18 protein-coding genes and 1 pseudogene are annotated in these 14849 nt (G+C 65.1%); 9 read left to right on the forward strand and 10 right to left on the reverse strand.

Features of this window, described 5'->3' with window-relative positions:
- Nucleotides 1-149 precede the first annotated feature (149 nt).
- Nucleotides 150-755, forward strand: a complete 606-nt coding sequence (pth, locus tag CWO91_RS07770) for an aminoacyl-tRNA hydrolase (RefSeq protein WP_130212943.1) — start codon at nt 150-152, stop codon at nt 753-755.
- A gap of 5 nt (nt 756-760) precedes the next feature.
- The gene (ychF, locus tag CWO91_RS07775; protein ID WP_130212944.1) at nt 761-1858 is read left to right on the forward strand and encodes a redox-regulated ATPase YchF; all 1098 of its coding nucleotides are present in this window, start codon (nt 761-763) and stop codon (nt 1856-1858) included.
- Between the two features lie 144 nt (nt 1859-2002).
- Here the strand turns inward: ychF and CWO91_RS07780 are convergent, their stop codons facing one another.
- Nucleotides 2003-2299: a DUF4282 domain-containing protein gene (locus CWO91_RS07780; protein ID WP_091886710.1), complete on the reverse strand. Its 297-nt coding sequence runs from the start codon at nt 2297-2299 to the stop codon at nt 2003-2005.
- A 182-nt stretch (nt 2300-2481) separates the two neighbouring features.
- On the opposite strand from CWO91_RS07780, the gene CWO91_RS07785 reads away from it, so the two are divergent.
- The 3 genes from CWO91_RS07785 to CWO91_RS42770 all read left to right on the forward strand — a co-directional run bounded on the left by CWO91_RS07785 (nt 2482) and on the right by CWO91_RS42770 (nt 3758).
- On the forward strand, nt 2482-2934 hold the full coding sequence (locus CWO91_RS07785) for a MaoC family dehydratase (protein WP_130212945.1): 453 nt from the start codon (nt 2482-2484) through the stop codon (nt 2932-2934).
- Nucleotides 2934-3413: a MaoC family dehydratase gene (locus CWO91_RS07790; protein WP_130212946.1), complete on the forward strand. Its 480-nt coding sequence runs from the start codon at nt 2934-2936 to the stop codon at nt 3411-3413. Before CWO91_RS07785 ends, CWO91_RS07790 begins: the two co-directional genes overlap by 1 nt.
- Nucleotides 3414-3611: 198 nt before the next feature.
- Nucleotides 3612-3758, forward strand: a complete 147-nt coding sequence (locus CWO91_RS42770; RefSeq protein ID WP_165405295.1) for a hypothetical protein — start codon at nt 3612-3614, stop codon at nt 3756-3758.
- A gap of 38 nt (nt 3759-3796) precedes the next feature.
- On the opposite strand, the gene CWO91_RS42775 is transcribed toward CWO91_RS42770, so the two are convergent.
- From CWO91_RS42775 to CWO91_RS07805, 4 genes are all read right to left on the reverse strand, one after another.
- Nucleotides 3797-3934: a hypothetical protein gene (locus tag CWO91_RS42775; RefSeq protein ID WP_165405296.1), complete on the reverse strand. Its 138-nt coding sequence runs from the start codon at nt 3932-3934 to the stop codon at nt 3797-3799.
- 282 nt (nt 3935-4216) lie between these two features.
- Complete coding sequence (locus CWO91_RS07795; RefSeq protein WP_130212947.1) at nt 4217-4639, reverse strand: hypothetical protein; 423 nt, start codon at nt 4637-4639, stop codon at nt 4217-4219.
- Nucleotides 4640-4968: 329 nt separating this feature from the next.
- Nucleotides 4969-5880, reverse strand: a complete 912-nt coding sequence (locus CWO91_RS07800) for a hypothetical protein (RefSeq protein WP_130212948.1) — start codon at nt 5878-5880, stop codon at nt 4969-4971.
- A gap of 260 nt (nt 5881-6140) precedes the next feature.
- Complete coding sequence (locus CWO91_RS07805) at nt 6141-6581, reverse strand: nuclear transport factor 2 family protein (RefSeq protein ID WP_130212949.1); 441 nt, start codon at nt 6579-6581, stop codon at nt 6141-6143.
- 592 nt (nt 6582-7173) lie between these two features.
- Between CWO91_RS07805 and CWO91_RS07810 the strand changes: the two genes are divergently transcribed.
- Nucleotides 7174-7542, forward strand: coding sequence for a hypothetical protein (locus tag CWO91_RS07810; protein WP_130212950.1), 369 nt, complete (start codon nt 7174-7176; stop codon nt 7540-7542).
- 86 nt (nt 7543-7628) lie between these two features.
- On the opposite strand, the gene uvrB is transcribed toward CWO91_RS07810, so the two are convergent.
- From uvrB to CWO91_RS07830, 4 genes and pseudogenes are all read right to left on the reverse strand, one after another.
- Nucleotides 7629-10580 (reverse strand): excinuclease ABC subunit UvrB, encoded by a 2952-nt coding sequence (uvrB, locus tag CWO91_RS07815; RefSeq protein ID WP_130212951.1) that lies wholly within the window; start codon nt 10578-10580, stop codon nt 7629-7631.
- Between the two features lie 92 nt (nt 10581-10672).
- Nucleotides 10673-10900 (reverse strand): hypothetical protein, encoded by a 228-nt coding sequence (locus tag CWO91_RS07820; RefSeq protein WP_130212952.1) that lies wholly within the window; start codon nt 10898-10900, stop codon nt 10673-10675.
- A gap of 49 nt (nt 10901-10949) precedes the next feature.
- A pseudogene (locus CWO91_RS07825) lies at nt 10950-11173 on the reverse strand (hypothetical protein).
- 103 nt (nt 11174-11276) lie between these two features.
- Nucleotides 11277-12194 carry a LysR substrate-binding domain-containing protein gene (locus tag CWO91_RS07830; RefSeq protein ID WP_130213007.1) on the reverse strand — a complete coding sequence of 306 codons (918 nt, stop codon included), beginning with the start codon at nt 12192-12194 and terminating at the stop codon, nt 11277-11279.
- Between the two features lie 129 nt (nt 12195-12323).
- Between CWO91_RS07830 and CWO91_RS07835 the strand changes: the two genes are divergently transcribed.
- From CWO91_RS07835 to CWO91_RS07845, 3 genes are all read left to right on the forward strand, one after another.
- A complete protein-coding gene (locus CWO91_RS07835; RefSeq protein WP_130212953.1) occupies nt 12324-13103 on the forward strand; it encodes a sulfite exporter TauE/SafE family protein in 780 nt (259 codons plus the stop codon).
- Entirely contained in the window at nt 13100-13330 is a 231-nt protein-coding gene (locus tag CWO91_RS07840; RefSeq protein ID WP_130212954.1) for a hypothetical protein, read from the forward strand. Before CWO91_RS07835 ends, CWO91_RS07840 begins: the two co-directional genes overlap by 4 nt.
- Before the next feature lie 265 nt (nt 13331-13595).
- Entirely contained in the window at nt 13596-14294 is a 699-nt protein-coding gene (locus CWO91_RS07845) for a glutathione S-transferase family protein (RefSeq protein WP_165405297.1), read from the forward strand.
- Between the two features lie 338 nt (nt 14295-14632).
- Here CWO91_RS07845 and CWO91_RS44105 read toward each other — a convergent pair whose 3' ends face one another.
- On the reverse strand, nt 14633-14848 hold the full coding sequence (locus CWO91_RS44105) for a cysteine-rich CWC family protein (RefSeq protein ID WP_130212956.1): 216 nt from the start codon (nt 14846-14848) through the stop codon (nt 14633-14635).
- Between the last annotated feature and the right edge of the window lies 1 nt (nt 14849).

Here is a 14849-nt window from a genome sequence, read left to right on the forward strand (position 1 = left end):
TGCTGCGCCGGCTGCGGCTGCTCCGGCTGCGGGTGCTGCTGCTCCGGCAGCGGCTGCCAAGGCTCCGGCCGGCGGCGACAAGAAGAAGTAATCTCTCAAAGCTGGCGCGCGGTCCTTGATCGCGCGCCGAGCGAGGGGCGCGCCGCGTCATGCGACTCTTTGTTGGGCTCGGCAATCCCGGCGCGAAATACGCACGTAACCGGCACAATATCGGCTTCATGGCCGTCGACGAGATCGCGCGGCGTCATGGCTTTGCGCCATGGCGCCGCCGCTTTCAGGGCGAGACCTCGGAAGGTGCGCTCGGCACCGAGCGCGTGATCCTGCTCAAGCCCACGACCTACATGAACGAGTCCGGTCGCGCCGTGCAGGAGGCGGCAAGCTTCTTCAAGATCGCTCTGGGCGACGTCACCGTGTTCCATGACGAGCTCGAGCTGCCGCCGGGCAAGGTGCGGGTGAAGATCGGCGGCGGCATCGCCGGGCACAACGGCCTGCGGTCGATCTCGGCCCATATCGGCAACGATTATCGCCGGGTGCGGCTCGGCATCGGTCATCCCGGCATCAAGGACCTGGTGCATGGCCACGTGCTGTCGGACTTCGCCAAGGCCGATAACGAGTGGGTGGCGACGCTGTGCGACGCGGTTGCCGAGCACGCGGCGCTGATCGCCAAGGGCACGGACGCGACCTTCGCCAACAGAGTGCATCTCGCCATGCAGGCGAAGGGATTTTTGACCAAGGACGAGAACGGCAAGGAATAACGCTCGTGGGATTCAAATGCGGGATTGTCGGGTTGCCCAATGTCGGCAAATCGACCTTGTTCAATGCGCTGACCGAGACGGCCGCGGCGCAGGCCGCGAACTATCCGTTCTGCACGATCGAGCCGAATGTCGGCGAAGTCGCCGTGCCCGATCCGCGGCAGGAGAAGCTCGCGGCCATCGCCAAGTCGGGGCAGATCATCCCGACGCGATTGACCTTCGTCGACATCGCCGGCCTCGTGCGCGGCGCCTCCAAGGGCGAAGGCCTCGGCAACCAGTTCCTGGCCAACATCCGCGAGGTCGACGCGATCGCGCATGTCGTGCGCTGCTTTGAGGATTCCGACATCACCCATGTCGAGGGCAAGATCGCCCCGCTCGCCGACATCGAGACCATCGAGACCGAGCTGATGCTCGCCGACCTCGACAGCCTCGAGAAGCGTGTCGACAACCTCTCCAAGAAAGCCAAGGGCAACGACAAGGACGCCAAGGAACAGCTCGACCTCGTCAACCGCACGCTGGTGCTGCTGCGCGAAGGCAAGCCTGCCCGTCTCGTCGAGCGCAAGGCCGAGGAGGAGCGCGCCTTCTCCATGCTGGGGCTGCTCTCATCAAAGCCCGTGCTCTACGTCTGCAACGTCGAGGAAGGCTCGGCCGCAACAGGCAATTCGTTCTCCAAGGCCGTGCAGGAGCAGGCCGCCAAGGAAGGCGCCGTCGCCGTCGTCATTTCCGCCAAGATCGAGTCGGAAATCGCGACCATCTCGCGAGAAGAACGCGCTGATTTCCTGGAGACGCTGGGTCTCGAAGAAGCCGGTCTCGACCGCCTGATCCGCGCGGGCTACACGCTGCTCGACCTCATCACCTATTTCACGGTGGGGCCGAAGGAAGCGCGCGCCTGGACCATCCATCGCGGCACCAAGGCGCCGGCGGCGGCCGGTGTGATCCACACCGACTTCGAGAAGGGTTTCATTCGCGCCGAGACCATCGCGTATGAGGACTACGTCGCCCTCGGCGGCGAAGCCGGCGCCCGCGATGCCGGCAAGCTCCGGCTCGAAGGCAAGGAATACGTCGTCGCCGACGGCGACGTGATGCATTTCAGGTTTAATACGTAAGATCTCGATAGATTCGTAGAGTGGGTTAGCCCTCGGCTGCGCGAAGCGCAGTCGAAGGCGTAACCCACCATGCTTCCGCGTTTGCCGAACGAAGTTGGTGGGTTACGCCTTCGGCTAACCCACCCTACGGCACCTGCGTCGTCCTCACCGCGTCCCGCTGCCCTGGTCCCTGATCGCGCCGAGATGCTCGTTGATGCGGAAGACGATCAGGATCAGCTCGGCGAGGATGCGCGAGAACACCACGCCGACGACGACGCTCGCGATCGACGACAGCAGCACCAGGAAGCCGCCGAACGGACTGATCGCCATCGCAGCCAAGCCGGAGAAGATGCCGGAGAGGCCGAACAGGCAGATCAGCGCGATCACCAGCCAGTAGAAGGTCTTGATGATCGTCGGTGTGATGAAGCGGTCCCATTGAAACAGGTCGCTGAATGAAAACATCGCTCTCCCCAGGGCAAAGCGGCCTTGCCAAATTGGGCCTTGCTCAACGATCCTGACCCCCGGTTGATCCGACTCAAGACCAACCCCGCTGCGCCGAATGTAGCACGAGCCATGCGGGCCCGCGGGTTGAGATTGCCGTAAAGTGCGGCCACAATCTGTCATTTCCACGAACCAATCCCAAGATGACCCTGACCTTCGAAGATTTCCCGCCCGGGCGGTTCGGAACGTTCGGCCCGCGCCGTGTCACGCGCGACGAGATTTTGGCCTTTGCCGCCGAGTTCGATCCGCAGCCGATGCACCTCGATGAGGAGGCCGCGGCGAGAAGCATGCTGCGCGGCCTGTCCGGCTCGGGCTGGCACCTCTGTTCGCTGATGATGCGGATGATGGCCGACGGTTTTATCACGCGCGCCGCTTCGCTCGGCTCGCCCGGTGTCGACGAGGTGCGCTGGTTGTCTCCGCTCCGGCCCGGCGACGACCTCATGCTCGACGTCGACGTCGTGGAGGCGCGCACCTCGAAGAGCCGCCCGGAGCTCGGCATCGTCAAGTTCAAATGCACCGCGCGCAACGCGGCGGGGCAGGCCCTCGCCGAGATGACCTCGCCGATCCTGATCAAGCGGCGCGAGGGGATGGCCTGATGCGGTTCTTCGAGGACATCGAGATCGGCCAGCGCCGTGAGATCGGCACCTATACGTTCACGGCGGAGTCGATCAAGACCTTCGCCGCGAAGTTCGACCCACAGCGCTTTCACCTCGACGAAGAGGAAGGCAAGAACTCGCTGTTCGGCGGGCTCGCCGCCTCCGGTTGGCATGTCGGCTCCGCTTGCATGAGCCTGCTTGTCGCCGACGGCCAGCGCCTGGCGCGTGAGGCCGCTTCGCGCGGCGAGGAGGTTGCGGTGTGGGGCCCGTCGCCGGGCTTTCGCGACCTGCGCTGGATCAGGCCGGTGCTCGCCGGCGACACCGTCAGTTACGTCAGCGTCGTCATCGACAAGCGCACATCTGCTTCGCGTCCCGGCTGGGGCATCTTGACGGCCCGCACCACCGGCACCAACCAGCGCGGCGAGGAGGTCTACTCGATCACCGCCACCGCCTTCGTGCCGATGCGGAAGGGTGGTTAGACCTGTTCCAAGATGAACGGTCCAATTGAGTGCGCGAGTGTTGCCCCCGCGCTATGGACGCGATTCCGGGCGGCTGCCATAAGCCTGCGCAACATGGTTACCGCAAAGCAGTTTCGCGGAACCACCGAGTTGCTAACTAATTATGAACCTGTCGCTGTCTATTTGAAACGAATTGGCAGAGGACAGGGGACGAGGACCATGGCAGATCGCGGCGCACTCAAGTTTGTGGGATTCATCTTCGCGACCGCGACGCTGGCCGTGATGCTGGTCGCCGGCATGGTGGTGAAGGGCTATGCCGATGGCGCCTACACCCTGGAAGCCTCGACCGTGGAAGCCGCGCAATAAGAGTTCGCTCATTGTCCGGGGCCGCGTCCGGCCCCGTGTCAGCGGCTATAGACGTAAGCCAGCACCGCGATCGCAACCGCCAGCAATCCGACAAAGCGCAGCATGATCGTGCCGAGCTGATTGGGCGCGGGCCGCAATGATATAGGGTCCGTGTTGTCGGGCCGAATGCTTTCCATGACATGTCCCCGGGCCCGGCCGAAAAAGGCTGCGGCGCTTGGCATTCGTCGCTGGGGAGGGGTGGAGGGTTCAAACTTCACTCTCGTGTCCCGGACGCGCTGCAGCGTGCAACGCTGCTGCGCAGAGCCGGGACCCATCACGCCGCGCATTCATCCGAACGATGGGCCCCGATTCTGCGGCGCGTCACTGCGTGCCGCACCGCGCCCGGGGCACGAGATCCCTCAAATCAAAACCGCCGCGCCCTTACGGGACGCGGCGGCCAGTGATGCTTGTGCTTGCGATCAGCTGTTGCGCAGGCCGTCGGCGGCGCGTTTCCACTGCGCGACGTTGTCGGCGATCATGCGGGTCGACTTCATCGCGGCCTGGCTGAGCTGGGCGTAGCCGGAGATCTCGCGCTGGACGCGCTGGCCTTCGGCATGGAGCAGGTCGCGCAGGCTCTCGAGCTCGGAGATCAAATTCTCGATCTCGGCCAGCGAGGTTCCGGCGACGCGCTGGATCAGCGAGTTGACGTTGTTGACGGTGGCTTCCGCGCTCGGATCGAGCGGCGGCGCGTCTGTGGTCGTCGCTGACGGGCGGCGCAGATAGGCGATGTCGTTGCGGACGAAATCGCGGATGCCGGCCTCGACCTCGGTCACGGCGGCGAGGTTGTTGTCGACGGTCTCGGTCTCGGTGGTTTCGGTCTTTTCCGGACGGATGGCGTTCATCGTTATTCCCCTTTTCGCGTTTGAGCGCGGCGCGAGTGTCCCCCGCACGACGACGTCTGTTTTGGCGACTAGGGCGCCCGATTTTGACCGCAAATGGGCCGAGATGCGGCAAGGGCGGACCATTCGGGGGTTTTGCCGTGGCGTATGGTTAGGAGAGTGTGAATAGGGCAGCCGCGACGGCAAACCTATCTATCCCCTCATGGTGAGGAGCGCGCCCTTCGCGCGCGTCTCGAACCATGCAGGCCCCGCTGTCGCAGCGAGGCCTCGATCCTTTGAGACGCGCTCCTTCGGAGCGCCCTCAGGATGAGGGGAGAGAGTGGAGGCTCGCCCTACCAGCTCTTCTTGAACCCGGCCGTCAGGCTTTTGTTGAGCGCGCCTTGCGAGGTCTCGCCGACCGAGCCGGAGACGGTGACGTTGTCGAACAGCTTCTGCTCGGCGCCGAACTTGCGCAGCCATTTGTCGTCGGTGGTCGACAGCGTCTGGCCGGCGGTAATGCTGGTGCCGGTGTCGGTGAGGGTGATCTTGGCGGTCTGGTCGGTCTCGTAATTTCGCGTGATGTGGCCGCCGATGCCGGGGACGGCGGTCGTGCCCTGCTGATTGACGCTGTAGCCGTTCTGGAGCGTCAGCGACGTGTCGCCGGACAGCGGGACCGACTTGGTCAGCGAGGCCCCGATCTTGCTCTGTTCAGCGCCGGGGTCGACCCGGGCTTCCACTGCGGTCTTGTCCCAGATCGAGCCCGCGCCCGGCGCGGTCGCGGCGGCCCAGGCGCTGCCGGAGGATTGCGGCAGGCTGCCGCCATTGGTGGCCTTCTGCGCCAGCAGCTCGGACATCGTCCGCGGCTCGCTCGTCACCGTCATGTCGGCGCCGATCCGCGTATCCCAGAACGAGAACACGGATTGCTTCACCGTCACCGCCGAGGAGCCGTTTGCATTGTGGTTCGACGACCAGTCCAGGCCATCCTTGGCCGCGGCCTGCGCGCGCTTCTTGGTGGCCATGGGGTCAATGCCGGTGCCGGCATCGACCGCGAGCTGGCTCCAGTCGAGCTTGTCGACGTCGATGCCTTTGAGCACATCGGGGTCGTTGACGTCGGGGGCCTCCGTCGCCGCGGTCTCGGCCTCGTCGTCAGGCGCGGCCGCTGTGGGCGGAATGATCTGCGCCGAGACCGTTAACACCGAGCCCAAGATGAAGGCGGCCGCCAGCAACGGCAGCCTGGTCCAGCCAAACCCTGTCGAGAATTCCATAGTCCTGCCCGCGAACCCCAGCGCATGCTTTTCGATAATATATATCGGCCTTCGGCCATGCGCCATTCCGCGCGAAACATGCTGATTCATCGTCGCGAAATTGTGACGGCTCGCCGCGGAATGACGAACCAACGGGCCGCGCGACAGGCGCGCGCCCGACGACGAGCTTCTGACACGGCCGCATCCGGCGGGGCTGGAGGCCAGGGCGTCATGTGAGTGTCGTCATCGGTCCCGACAAGCGGGACCCGTTGGCGTCCCCCTCAGCCGGCCCGGCTCATCTTCGGCAGATGAATGGCGCGGCCGAGTGCCTGCTCGACCAGGTCGAAGGTGTCGATCAGCACCCGCATGCTGACGAGCTTGCCCGCCCTGAACTGGGCGAACTGCGCCACGCGCAAGCTGATCGGCTTGTTGGAATCGAGCGCCGTCAGCGAATAGCGCAGCATCGAGGCGGCGGAATCGACGCCGAGCATGATGCTCTCGCGATCGAAGCGGCGCACATGGAAATTGTCGGCGAGTTGGCGGATGACGTCGAGCACGGCGTCCTTGCCCTGCCGTGCGCCGAGGAATGGAAACATGTCGATCGGGCCGTACAGCGCCCACTCGATGTCCTCGTCGATCAGGGCCTCGATATCCCTGAAATGCCGGTCGTTGATCGCGCGGTGCAACGCGCGCGAGAAACGCCAGAGGCTGTGCTCTGTCATTTGGGGGCAGTCCTGAAGCTGGCTTGCAAAAAAACGGAAAACAACCCCATGCACAGTAAAGGTGCCGGGGCTCAACTCGTTCGTATACGAATAACTACGGGATTTCGGTCAAAACGCAATTCACGTTTTCGCAATGCACAATTGAACGCGTTTTGTGAGATTTACAACAGAACCCCGTATTTTCCCGGTTCGCGCCGCGCGGGTTCCATCACATCGCGATCGCGCGCCCCATCTCCGGTGTCGTCCTGGCGAAGGTCAGGACCCATTACCCCGAATGTTGTGTGGCGGTACCTACAATCTTTGAGTAGCGGCCTCGCGGCACGAATTCCTGCCGTCTTCGGTCGCATGGCGCGCAACGCGCATGGAGCCGCATACGCTCCCTCGCCCCGCTTGCGGGGAGAGGGTTGGGGTGAGGGGGAGCCTCTCCGGGGACGGTGACAGTTGGACTCGCGGAGGCTCCCCCTCACCCGATCGCTACGCGATCGACCTCTCCCCGCAAGCGGGGCGAGGCGAAGGGGCCGCGTGACCCATCTCACATCACCCCTTTGACACCGCCGTTAACGTCATCCCCATGTCATCAGGGAAACGTGCCATGGCCACCATCGCCGCCGCCAGAAAGTCCCGCCTGCATAACGCGCTCGAAGGCCTCGCGCTGACCGCGACCCTCCAGAGCTTCCCGACATTCGCCGCCGCCGCCTTCCTGCTCAAGCTCGTCGGTAACCACGATCTCGTCGGCGACCCCGCCATCGCCTCGCTCGCGCACGCGCTACTCGCGGTGACCCTGGGCCCGAGCTTCCCCGCCTTCTTCAAAACCGTCTACGAGCCAAAATTCTTCGAGGCCCATCTGTCGCTGTCCGACAAGATCACCGCCTGGCGCACCCAGCCCGTCGCCTCGCTCCAGCTCGTGACCATCGTGCTGCTACTGTCGGTGATGGCCGTGGTGACGGCGAGCGTGGGGTGAGGGGGCAAATCTCTCCTCGTCATTCCGGGGCGCCGCAAAGCGGCGAGCCCGGAATCCATAGGCACCACTCGCGCGGATGCGCCGCGCTACCTCTTCTTCCACCCACCCCTTCGCCCCGGCGCCCCGCCCGTCGACTTCGGCGCAGGCCCGAACTCCGGCCCCGATTGCCTCGAGTCTGTCGGCTGGATGATGCGGCTGGTGCTGCCGAACGGCTTTGACGGCAGGCTCGGGGTCTCGCGGTAGGGGAGGGATTCCGGGCCGTGCATCTCGTCGAGATGCGGCTTGTGCACGCGGGAGCCCTTGCCGCCGCCGGCCTTGAGCGCCGTTGCGGCGCTCTTGTTCTTCATCGCGCTGACCGGGAGGTTGGCGGCGTCGCCGTATTTCTTCGCTCCGGCATAGGCGCCGGCCTTGCCCTGCACGGTGCGCTGCTTGGCGGTGGGATCGTCGACCACCGCGAGCTCGGTGGCGCGCAGGCGCTTGACTTCGTCGCGCAGGCGCGCGGCTTCCTCGAAGTTCAGATCGGCGGCGGCCTCGCGCATGCGGGTCTCGAGATCGGCGAGTACGGCTTCGAAATTGTGGCCGATCGAGATGACGTCGTCGGTCATGTCGTGGCCGCCGACCTCGACCAGCACGTGGTCGCGCTCGTAGACCGAGTTGAGGATGTCGCCGATCTGCTTCTTCACGCTCTCCGGCGTGATGCCGTTGGCGGTGTTGTACTCGACCTGCTTCTCGCGGCGGCGGTTGGTCTCCGCGATGGCGCGCTCCATCGAGCCGGTCATCTGGTCGGCATAGAGGATCACCTTGCCGTCGACGTTGCGCGCGGCGCGGCCGATGGTCTGGATCAGCGAGGTCTCGCTGCGCAGAAAACCTTCCTTGTCGGCGTCGAGAATGGCGACCAGCGCGCATTCGGGAATGTCGAGGCCTTCGCGCAAGAGGTTGATGCCGACCAGCGCGTCGAAGGCGCCGAGGCGGAGATCCCTGATGATCTCGATGCGCTCGATGGTGTCGATGTCGGAGTGCATGTAGCGGACGCGGATGCCCTGCTCGTGCAGATATTCGGTGAGGTCCTCCGCCATGCGTTTGGTCAGCACGGTGATCAGCGAGCGATAGCCGGCCTGCGCGGTGGCGCGGACCTCGCCGACGAGATCGTCGACCTGGGTGCGGGCGGGGCGAATATCGACGGGAGGATCAATAAGCCCGGTGGGGCGGATCACCTGCTCGACGAACACGCCGCCGCTCTCGTTCAGCTCCCAGCCGCTCGGCGTCGCCGACACCGCAACCGTCTGCGGCCGCATCATGTCCCACTCCTCGAAGCGCAAGGGGCGGTTGTCCATGCAGGAGGGCAGGCGGAAACCGTACTCGGCCAGCGTCGCCTTGCGGCGGAAGTCGCCGCGGAACATGGCGCCGATCTGCGGGATGGTGACGTGGCTCTCGTCGGCGAAGATCAGCGCGTTGTCGGGGACGTATTCGAACAGCGTCGGCGGCGGCTCGCCGGGGCGGCGGCCGGTCAGATAGCGCGAATAGTTCTCGATGCCGGCGCAGCTCCCCGTCGCCTCCATCATCTCGAGGTCGAAGGTGGTGCGCTGCTCCAGCCGCTGCGCCTCCAGAAGACGCCCCTGGTCGTGGAGCTGGTCGAGCCGCTGCTTCAACTCGAACTTGATCGACTTGATCGCCTGCACCAGCGTCGGCCGCGGCGTCACATAGTGCGAGTTGGCGTACATCTTGATGAATTCGAGCTCGTCCTGCTTGTGGCCGGTGAGCGGATCGAACTCCTCGATGTTTTCGATGTTGTCGCCGAACAGGTTCACGCGCCAGGCGCGATCCTCATAGTGCGCGGGGAAGATGTCGATGACGTCGCCGCGGACGCGGAACGTGCCGCGGGTGAAATCCGCCTGGGTGCGCTTGTACTGGAGCGCGACGAGGTCGGCGATGAGCTGGCGCTGGTCGATGCGCTCGCCCTTCTTCAGCGCGAACGTCATCGCGGTGTAGGTTTCGACCGAGCCGATACCGTAGATGCAGGACACCGAGGCGACGATGATGACGTCGTCGCGTTCGAGCAACGCGCGCGTCGCCGAGTGGCGCATGCGGTCGATCTGCTCGTTGATCGAGGAATCCTTCTCGATATAGGTGTCGGTGCGCGGGACGTAGGCTTCCGGCTGGTAGTAGTCGTAATAGGAGACGAAATACTCGACCGCGTTGTCCGGGAAGAAATTCTTGAACTCGCCATAGAGCTGGGCAGCGAGCGTCTTGTTCGGCGCGAGGATCAGGGCGGGGCGCTGCGTCGCCTCGATCACCTTGGCCATGGTGTAGGTCTTGCCCGAGCCGGTGACGCCGAGCAGCACCTGCGAACGGTCGTTGCGATTGACGCCCTCGACCAGCTCAGCGATCGCGGTCGGCTGGTCGCCCTTGGGCTCATATTCAGACTTGATTTCGAAGCGCACGCCGCCTTCGGATTTTTCCGGGCGCGGCGGCCGGTGCGGCGTCCAGACCCGCATCGAGCCATCGTCCTTGCGGAATTCCGGGCGGCCCTCGCGGATCAGCGCCTCCAGCGCATCCGCGGTGGCCTTGACGCCCAGCGCCTCCATCTTGCTGCGCGGTGGTCGCGCCAGCGCCTCGGCATCGTCCTCTTCAGTTGGAAGACCGAGCTGACGGGCCAGTTCCGGATCGAGTTTCGGGATCGTGGCCGAGGTTCCGTAGTTGGCCTGCGGTGCTTCGTCGAAGCCTTCGGTGGGGGCCCCCGGCGGCATCGGCTTTGCAATGTTCTTGGCCGTATCCTGCGGAAACTCCTTCGGCGTCGAGGCGCGCGCGCGATGCGCGGCGGCCTCGCCCCCGGCGCGGCGATCGCGCGAATTGTCCGGCGGCGGCTGGAGGCCGGTGCCCGATCCCAGGCCCGCATCGCCGCGATTGATCGCGGGATTGAGCAGCTCGGCCAGCGCCGGCCCGATCGGCTGCACATCGGGGCGATGCGCCTTCGAGTTCGGGGCCTTGGTCTTCGGGGATTTGCCGGATTTTTCGGAGGATGCAGGTTTCTTCGCCATGAGGCGAATATGGGACGAGTCCGCCTCTCAGGAAAGGGCGAATGGCCGTCGCTATGCAGGCTGCTGACAGCGGGTTGGCAGCAGGCCTGTCCTCACGCGGCCGGCAGGGGCCCGCCATCGTCCTCGCCCACGACATGCGGGTTGAGGATGTCGAGATGGATGCCGCCGCAATCGCTGCAGCACATGGTCCAGTACTCGCATCCGGCGCGGCCGCCGATCACACGGAGCACCATGAGATCGCCGTCGCAGTCCGGGCAGTTGGACAGCACGGCGCGGGAGTAGATCCGCGGCCGTAGTCCGTCGGCTTCGATGATTGACATGACCGGTTCCCCCGCCGCCCTGTCGCTGGTCCGTTGCAGACCCGCTCCTCTATTCGTCGTCGCTGTCGGCCCGCCGGCGGAAGCGATCGATGTGGTGCTTGGCATCGGCAATCGCAGCGTCGCGATCAGGCCAGGCGAAGCCGACTTCCATGGCCGGAAACAGCACGCCGTCGATGGCAACCGGGCTGAAATCGGCGCGCGGATCCGGGCGTGCCACAGTCCCTTGCCAGCTTCGAAGGATTCGATGTCAAAGCCGTCGTAAAGGGTCGTCATTCTTGTAGGTCCCACTTTTCTTTTCGGAGGGTCAGGGGACCACATTTGCCAATTTCAGGATGTGAAGCCGTTCACAAGCCGCGGCGCTTTTTTGCCGAGCGCGTCAGTTCCGCGCCGCAGCACGGCCGATCCGCCGCACCGGACGCGCCGCCGGTTCCGACGCCGTGCGCATGATCCAGCGGCGAAACGCGGCGAAGTCGCGTTGCTCGGTCTGGAAACTGCGGTAGAGCAGGTACCAGCGCATGCCCTTAGGCACCGAGAGATCGAATGGCGCCACCAGCCGACCGGCGGCGAGATCGTCATCGATATAGGGCCGGATGCCCATGGCGATGCCGAGCCCGTCGGCGGCGGCCTGGAGCGCCTGGCCGTAGAACTGGAACTCAGGCCCGCGTGCGTTGATGCGCGCCAGGTTCGCGGCCTTGAGCCAGAGCGGCCAATCCTCCGGCGAATGCGCGACGCGGATCAGGCTCGGTCCCCTCAGATCGGTCGGCCGCTTCAGGCCGCTCGCGAGGCGCGGCACGCAGACCGGCGTGAGGTCGCCGGCGAACAACGGCTCGGCGACGAGGCCGGGCCAGTCGCCGGTGCCGAGCTTGATGCCGCAGCTCCAGTCCTCGCCAAATGGCACCGAGGCGCCGCCGGTGGTGAAGCGCACCTCGATGTCCGGCTCCTCGCTGCGAAACTCCGACAGACGTGGGATCAGCCAGCGCATCGCAAAGGTGTGGCCGACGCCGATGGTGAGCACGCGCACGCTGGAGGGCGCCGTCACCTGCGCGGTGAGGCTCGCCAGCGCATCGAAGATCGGCGTCAGCCCGCTCTGATAGGCGCGGCCGGCCTGCGTCAGCACGAGCTTGTTGGCCTTGCGCTCGAACAGCGCGAGGCCGAGTCGCTGTTCCAACAGATGCACCATGCGGCTGACGGCGGCCGCCGACACGTTGAGCTCGACGCCGGCCGCGGCAAAGCTGCCGGTCCGCGCCGCCGCCTCGAATGCCTTGATGCCGTTGAGAAACAGCAGCCGCCGCAAATGCTCGACCCTCAGGAAAGCTGATGCCAGGCCAAGATAACTCAGTTTGCGCGAGGGGAGCAAGCACGGCACGTTCTCCTTCGCCTCTTCCCGCGCCGCGGGGAGTACTTACCACAGGAAACTCCCTTCGTGACGTCCATCATGATCGCTGCCCTCGGATTGCTGATGGTCGCCACCGCGTTCCTGTCCGGGCTGTTCGGCATGGCGGGCGGGCTGATCCTGATCGGCGTGCTCCTGGCCCTGATGCCGCTGCCGACGGCGATGGTGCTGCATGCGATCACGCAGATGGCCTCGAACGGCTGGCGCGCGCTCCTGTGGCGCGCACATATCCGGTGGCAGCCGGTCGCGAATTATCTGGTCGGCTGCGCGGTTGCGCTCGCGGCCTGGTCGCTCACCCGCTATGTGCCGGACAAGCCGGCGGCGCTGCTGCTGCTCGGCATCACGCCGTTCATGGCGCGGCTGCTGCCGTCAAACATCAAGCCCAACCCCGACCGTCTCTGGCAGGGCACGATCTACGGCACGATTTGCATGGGATTGATGCTGATGACCGGCGTCTCCGGCCCGCTGCTCGATACCTTCTTCCTCGGCGGCGATTTCGGCCGGCGCGAGAAGGTGGCGACCAAGGCAATGTGCCAGCTCGTCAGCCATTTCACCAAGCTGGTCTATTTCGGCGGCATCATCGACCAGGCGGCGAGCCTCGATCCCGTGCTCGCCGGCGTCGCGATTGCGGCCTCGATGCTCGGCACCACGCTGGCGCGGCGCATCCTGGAAGCGATGACCGACCAGCAATTCGTGGCCTGGTCGAACAAGCTGATCACCACCATCGCCTGCTACTACATGGCCTATGGCGGCTGGCTCCTGGTTCGCACACCGGTGCTGGCGGCCTTCGACAAGGGAGGTTTGCAATGAGCTGTAACGCCGATCCGCTGGTGCTGGATTTTGTCGAATGGGTCGCACGCGAACCGCGCGCCTATGCCGAGGTGATCGCGACCTGGAAGACCTCGTGCCCGCGCCTCACCATCTGGGAAGACGCCACTGAGCGCGGCTACGTCGCGCGCGAGACGTTGCCCGGCCTTGGCCTCGTCATCGCGGTGACGGAAGGTGGCGAAAGGTTTTTGCGGACGAACGGGCGGTGAGGCCTTCACTTTCCCACGCCCTCGCTGTCATCATCCGCGAAGGCGGATGATCCAGTAAACACCAGCAGCAGTGGGTCTCACGACCGCCGCGGCGTACTGATGCCCCGGTCAAGCCGGGGCATGACAGTCGTCGTCGGCGCGCCCCGCTCTCCACATCGTCATTGCGAGCGTAAGCGAAGCAATCCAGAATGTCTCTGCGGCGGCGGTCTGGATTGCTTCGTCGCAAGAGCTCCTCGCAATGACGGAGCGGATGGAGTTGCCTTTCATGTCACTCAAACTCTTCGAACTCGTCGGCACCGACGCCGCGCGTCCGTTCAGTCCGTATTGCTGGCGCACGCGGATGGCGCTTGCGCATAAGGGGCTGACGGCGCAATCGCTGCCCTGGCGCTTCACCGAGAAGAGCGTGATCGCGCCGCACGGCTCTGAGAAAGTCCCGGTGCTGCTGCATCACGACAAACCCGTGGTCGATTCCTGGACCATCGCGAACTATCTCGAAGACAATTTTCCGGATCGTTCGTCGTTGTTTGGCGGCGAGGGCGGTCGCGCCATGGCGCGCATGATCAATGCCTTCGGCGATATCGCCATCGTCGGCGGCATCTTTCCGCTGATCGTCGCCGACATTCCGAACAACCTCGCCGAGGCCGATGCCGCCTATTTCCGCCAGTCGCGCGAGGCGCGCTTCGGCGGCAAGTCGCTGGAAGAGGTCATGTCCAACCGCGACACCGGCGTGGTCGCGTTCCGCAAGTCGCTGGAGCTGATGCGGCAGACGTTGAAGAAGCAGCCCTTCATCGGCGGCGCGGCACCGAACTATGCCGACTACATCGTGTTCGGCGGTTTTCAATGGGCGCGGGTGGTGAGCCCGTTCAAGCTGCTCGAGGCGGACGACCCGGTCTACGTCTGGCGCGAGAAACTGCTCGATGCGTTCGACGGTATGGCGCGGAAATCGCCGGGGTTTGCGGTGTAGGGCAGCCTCCCGCCAATGTCGTCCCGGCGAAGGCCGGGACCCATACCGCGAGGTCTATCGGTCGTGCGCGGTGTGAGTACCGAACGACTAGTCTTCGTCCAACTGCTGCCTGGGGTTATGGGTCCCGGCCTTCGCCGGGACGACACCGAGGATGTGGCCGTCGTCTTGCGACTAGCTTCGTAGGGTGGGCAAAGGCGCAAAGCGCCGTGCCCACCATCCTCTCCACATGCGCAATGAAAATGGTGGGCACGCTTCGCTTTGCCCACCCTACGATACTGCCGTAGCCCGGATGGAGCGAAGCGCAATCCGGGATTTGCGCTCGCGGAATGATTCCCGGATTACGCTTGCGCTCCATCCGGGCTACGCGCCTGCGCCGCCGCCTTGCGCAAACACGCCCGGCACAAACAATCCTCGCCCTCGACCGGCATCGGCAGTCTTGCCGTCTCCTCCGCGCACCAGCAATTGCCTGAGAGGTCGCAGCCGAACTCGGTGCCGCAGCGGGAGCAGGTGAGGCGGCGCGGTTCCTGCGATGAGGATTCTTGCGGATTTGTCATG

This window comes from Bradyrhizobium genosp. SA-3, assembly GCF_004212635.1.
Classification (GTDB): Bacteria; Pseudomonadota; Alphaproteobacteria; order Rhizobiales; family Xanthobacteraceae; genus Bradyrhizobium.

Coding starts and splice junctions, on each gene's coding strand:
- CWO91_RS07805 (WP_130212949.1), bottom strand. CDS start 6,581: ATGACAGAGCACAGCCTCTGGCGTTTCTCGCGCGCGTTGCACCGCGCG.
- CWO91_RS07795 (WP_130212947.1), bottom strand. CDS start 4,639: ATGAACGCCATCCGTCCGGAAAAGACCGAAACCACCGAGACCGAGACC.
- CWO91_RS07780 (WP_091886710.1), bottom strand. CDS start 2,299: ATGTTTTCATTCAGCGACCTGTTTCAATGGGACCGCTTCATCACACCG.
- CWO91_RS44105 (WP_130212956.1), bottom strand. CDS start 14,848: ATGACAAATCCGCAAGAATCCTCATCGCAGGAACCGCGCCGCCTCACC.
- CWO91_RS07810 (WP_130212950.1), top strand. CDS start 7,174: ATGGCCACCATCGCCGCCGCCAGAAAGTCCCGCCTGCATAACGCGCTC.
- CWO91_RS07845 (WP_165405297.1), top strand. CDS start 13,596: ATGTCACTCAAACTCTTCGAACTCGTCGGCACCGACGCCGCGCGTCCG.
- CWO91_RS07790 (WP_130212946.1), top strand. CDS start 2,934: ATGCGGTTCTTCGAGGACATCGAGATCGGCCAGCGCCGTGAGATCGGC.
- CWO91_RS07785 (WP_130212945.1), top strand. CDS start 2,482: ATGACCCTGACCTTCGAAGATTTCCCGCCCGGGCGGTTCGGAACGTTC.
- CWO91_RS42770 (WP_165405295.1), top strand. CDS start 3,612: ATGGCAGATCGCGGCGCACTCAAGTTTGTGGGATTCATCTTCGCGACC.
- CWO91_RS07820 (WP_130212952.1), bottom strand. CDS start 10,900: ATGTCAATCATCGAAGCCGACGGACTACGGCCGCGGATCTACTCCCGC.
- CWO91_RS07800 (WP_130212948.1), bottom strand. CDS start 5,880: ATGGAATTCTCGACAGGGTTTGGCTGGACCAGGCTGCCGTTGCTGGCG.
- uvrB (WP_130212951.1), bottom strand. CDS start 10,580: ATGGCGAAGAAACCTGCATCCTCCGAAAAATCCGGCAAATCCCCGAAG.
- pth (WP_130212943.1), top strand. CDS start 150: ATGCGACTCTTTGTTGGGCTCGGCAATCCCGGCGCGAAATACGCACGT.
- CWO91_RS07840 (WP_130212954.1), top strand. CDS start 13,100: ATGAGCTGTAACGCCGATCCGCTGGTGCTGGATTTTGTCGAATGGGTC.
- CWO91_RS42775 (WP_165405296.1), bottom strand. CDS start 3,934: ATGGAAAGCATTCGGCCCGACAACACGGACCCTATATCATTGCGGCCC.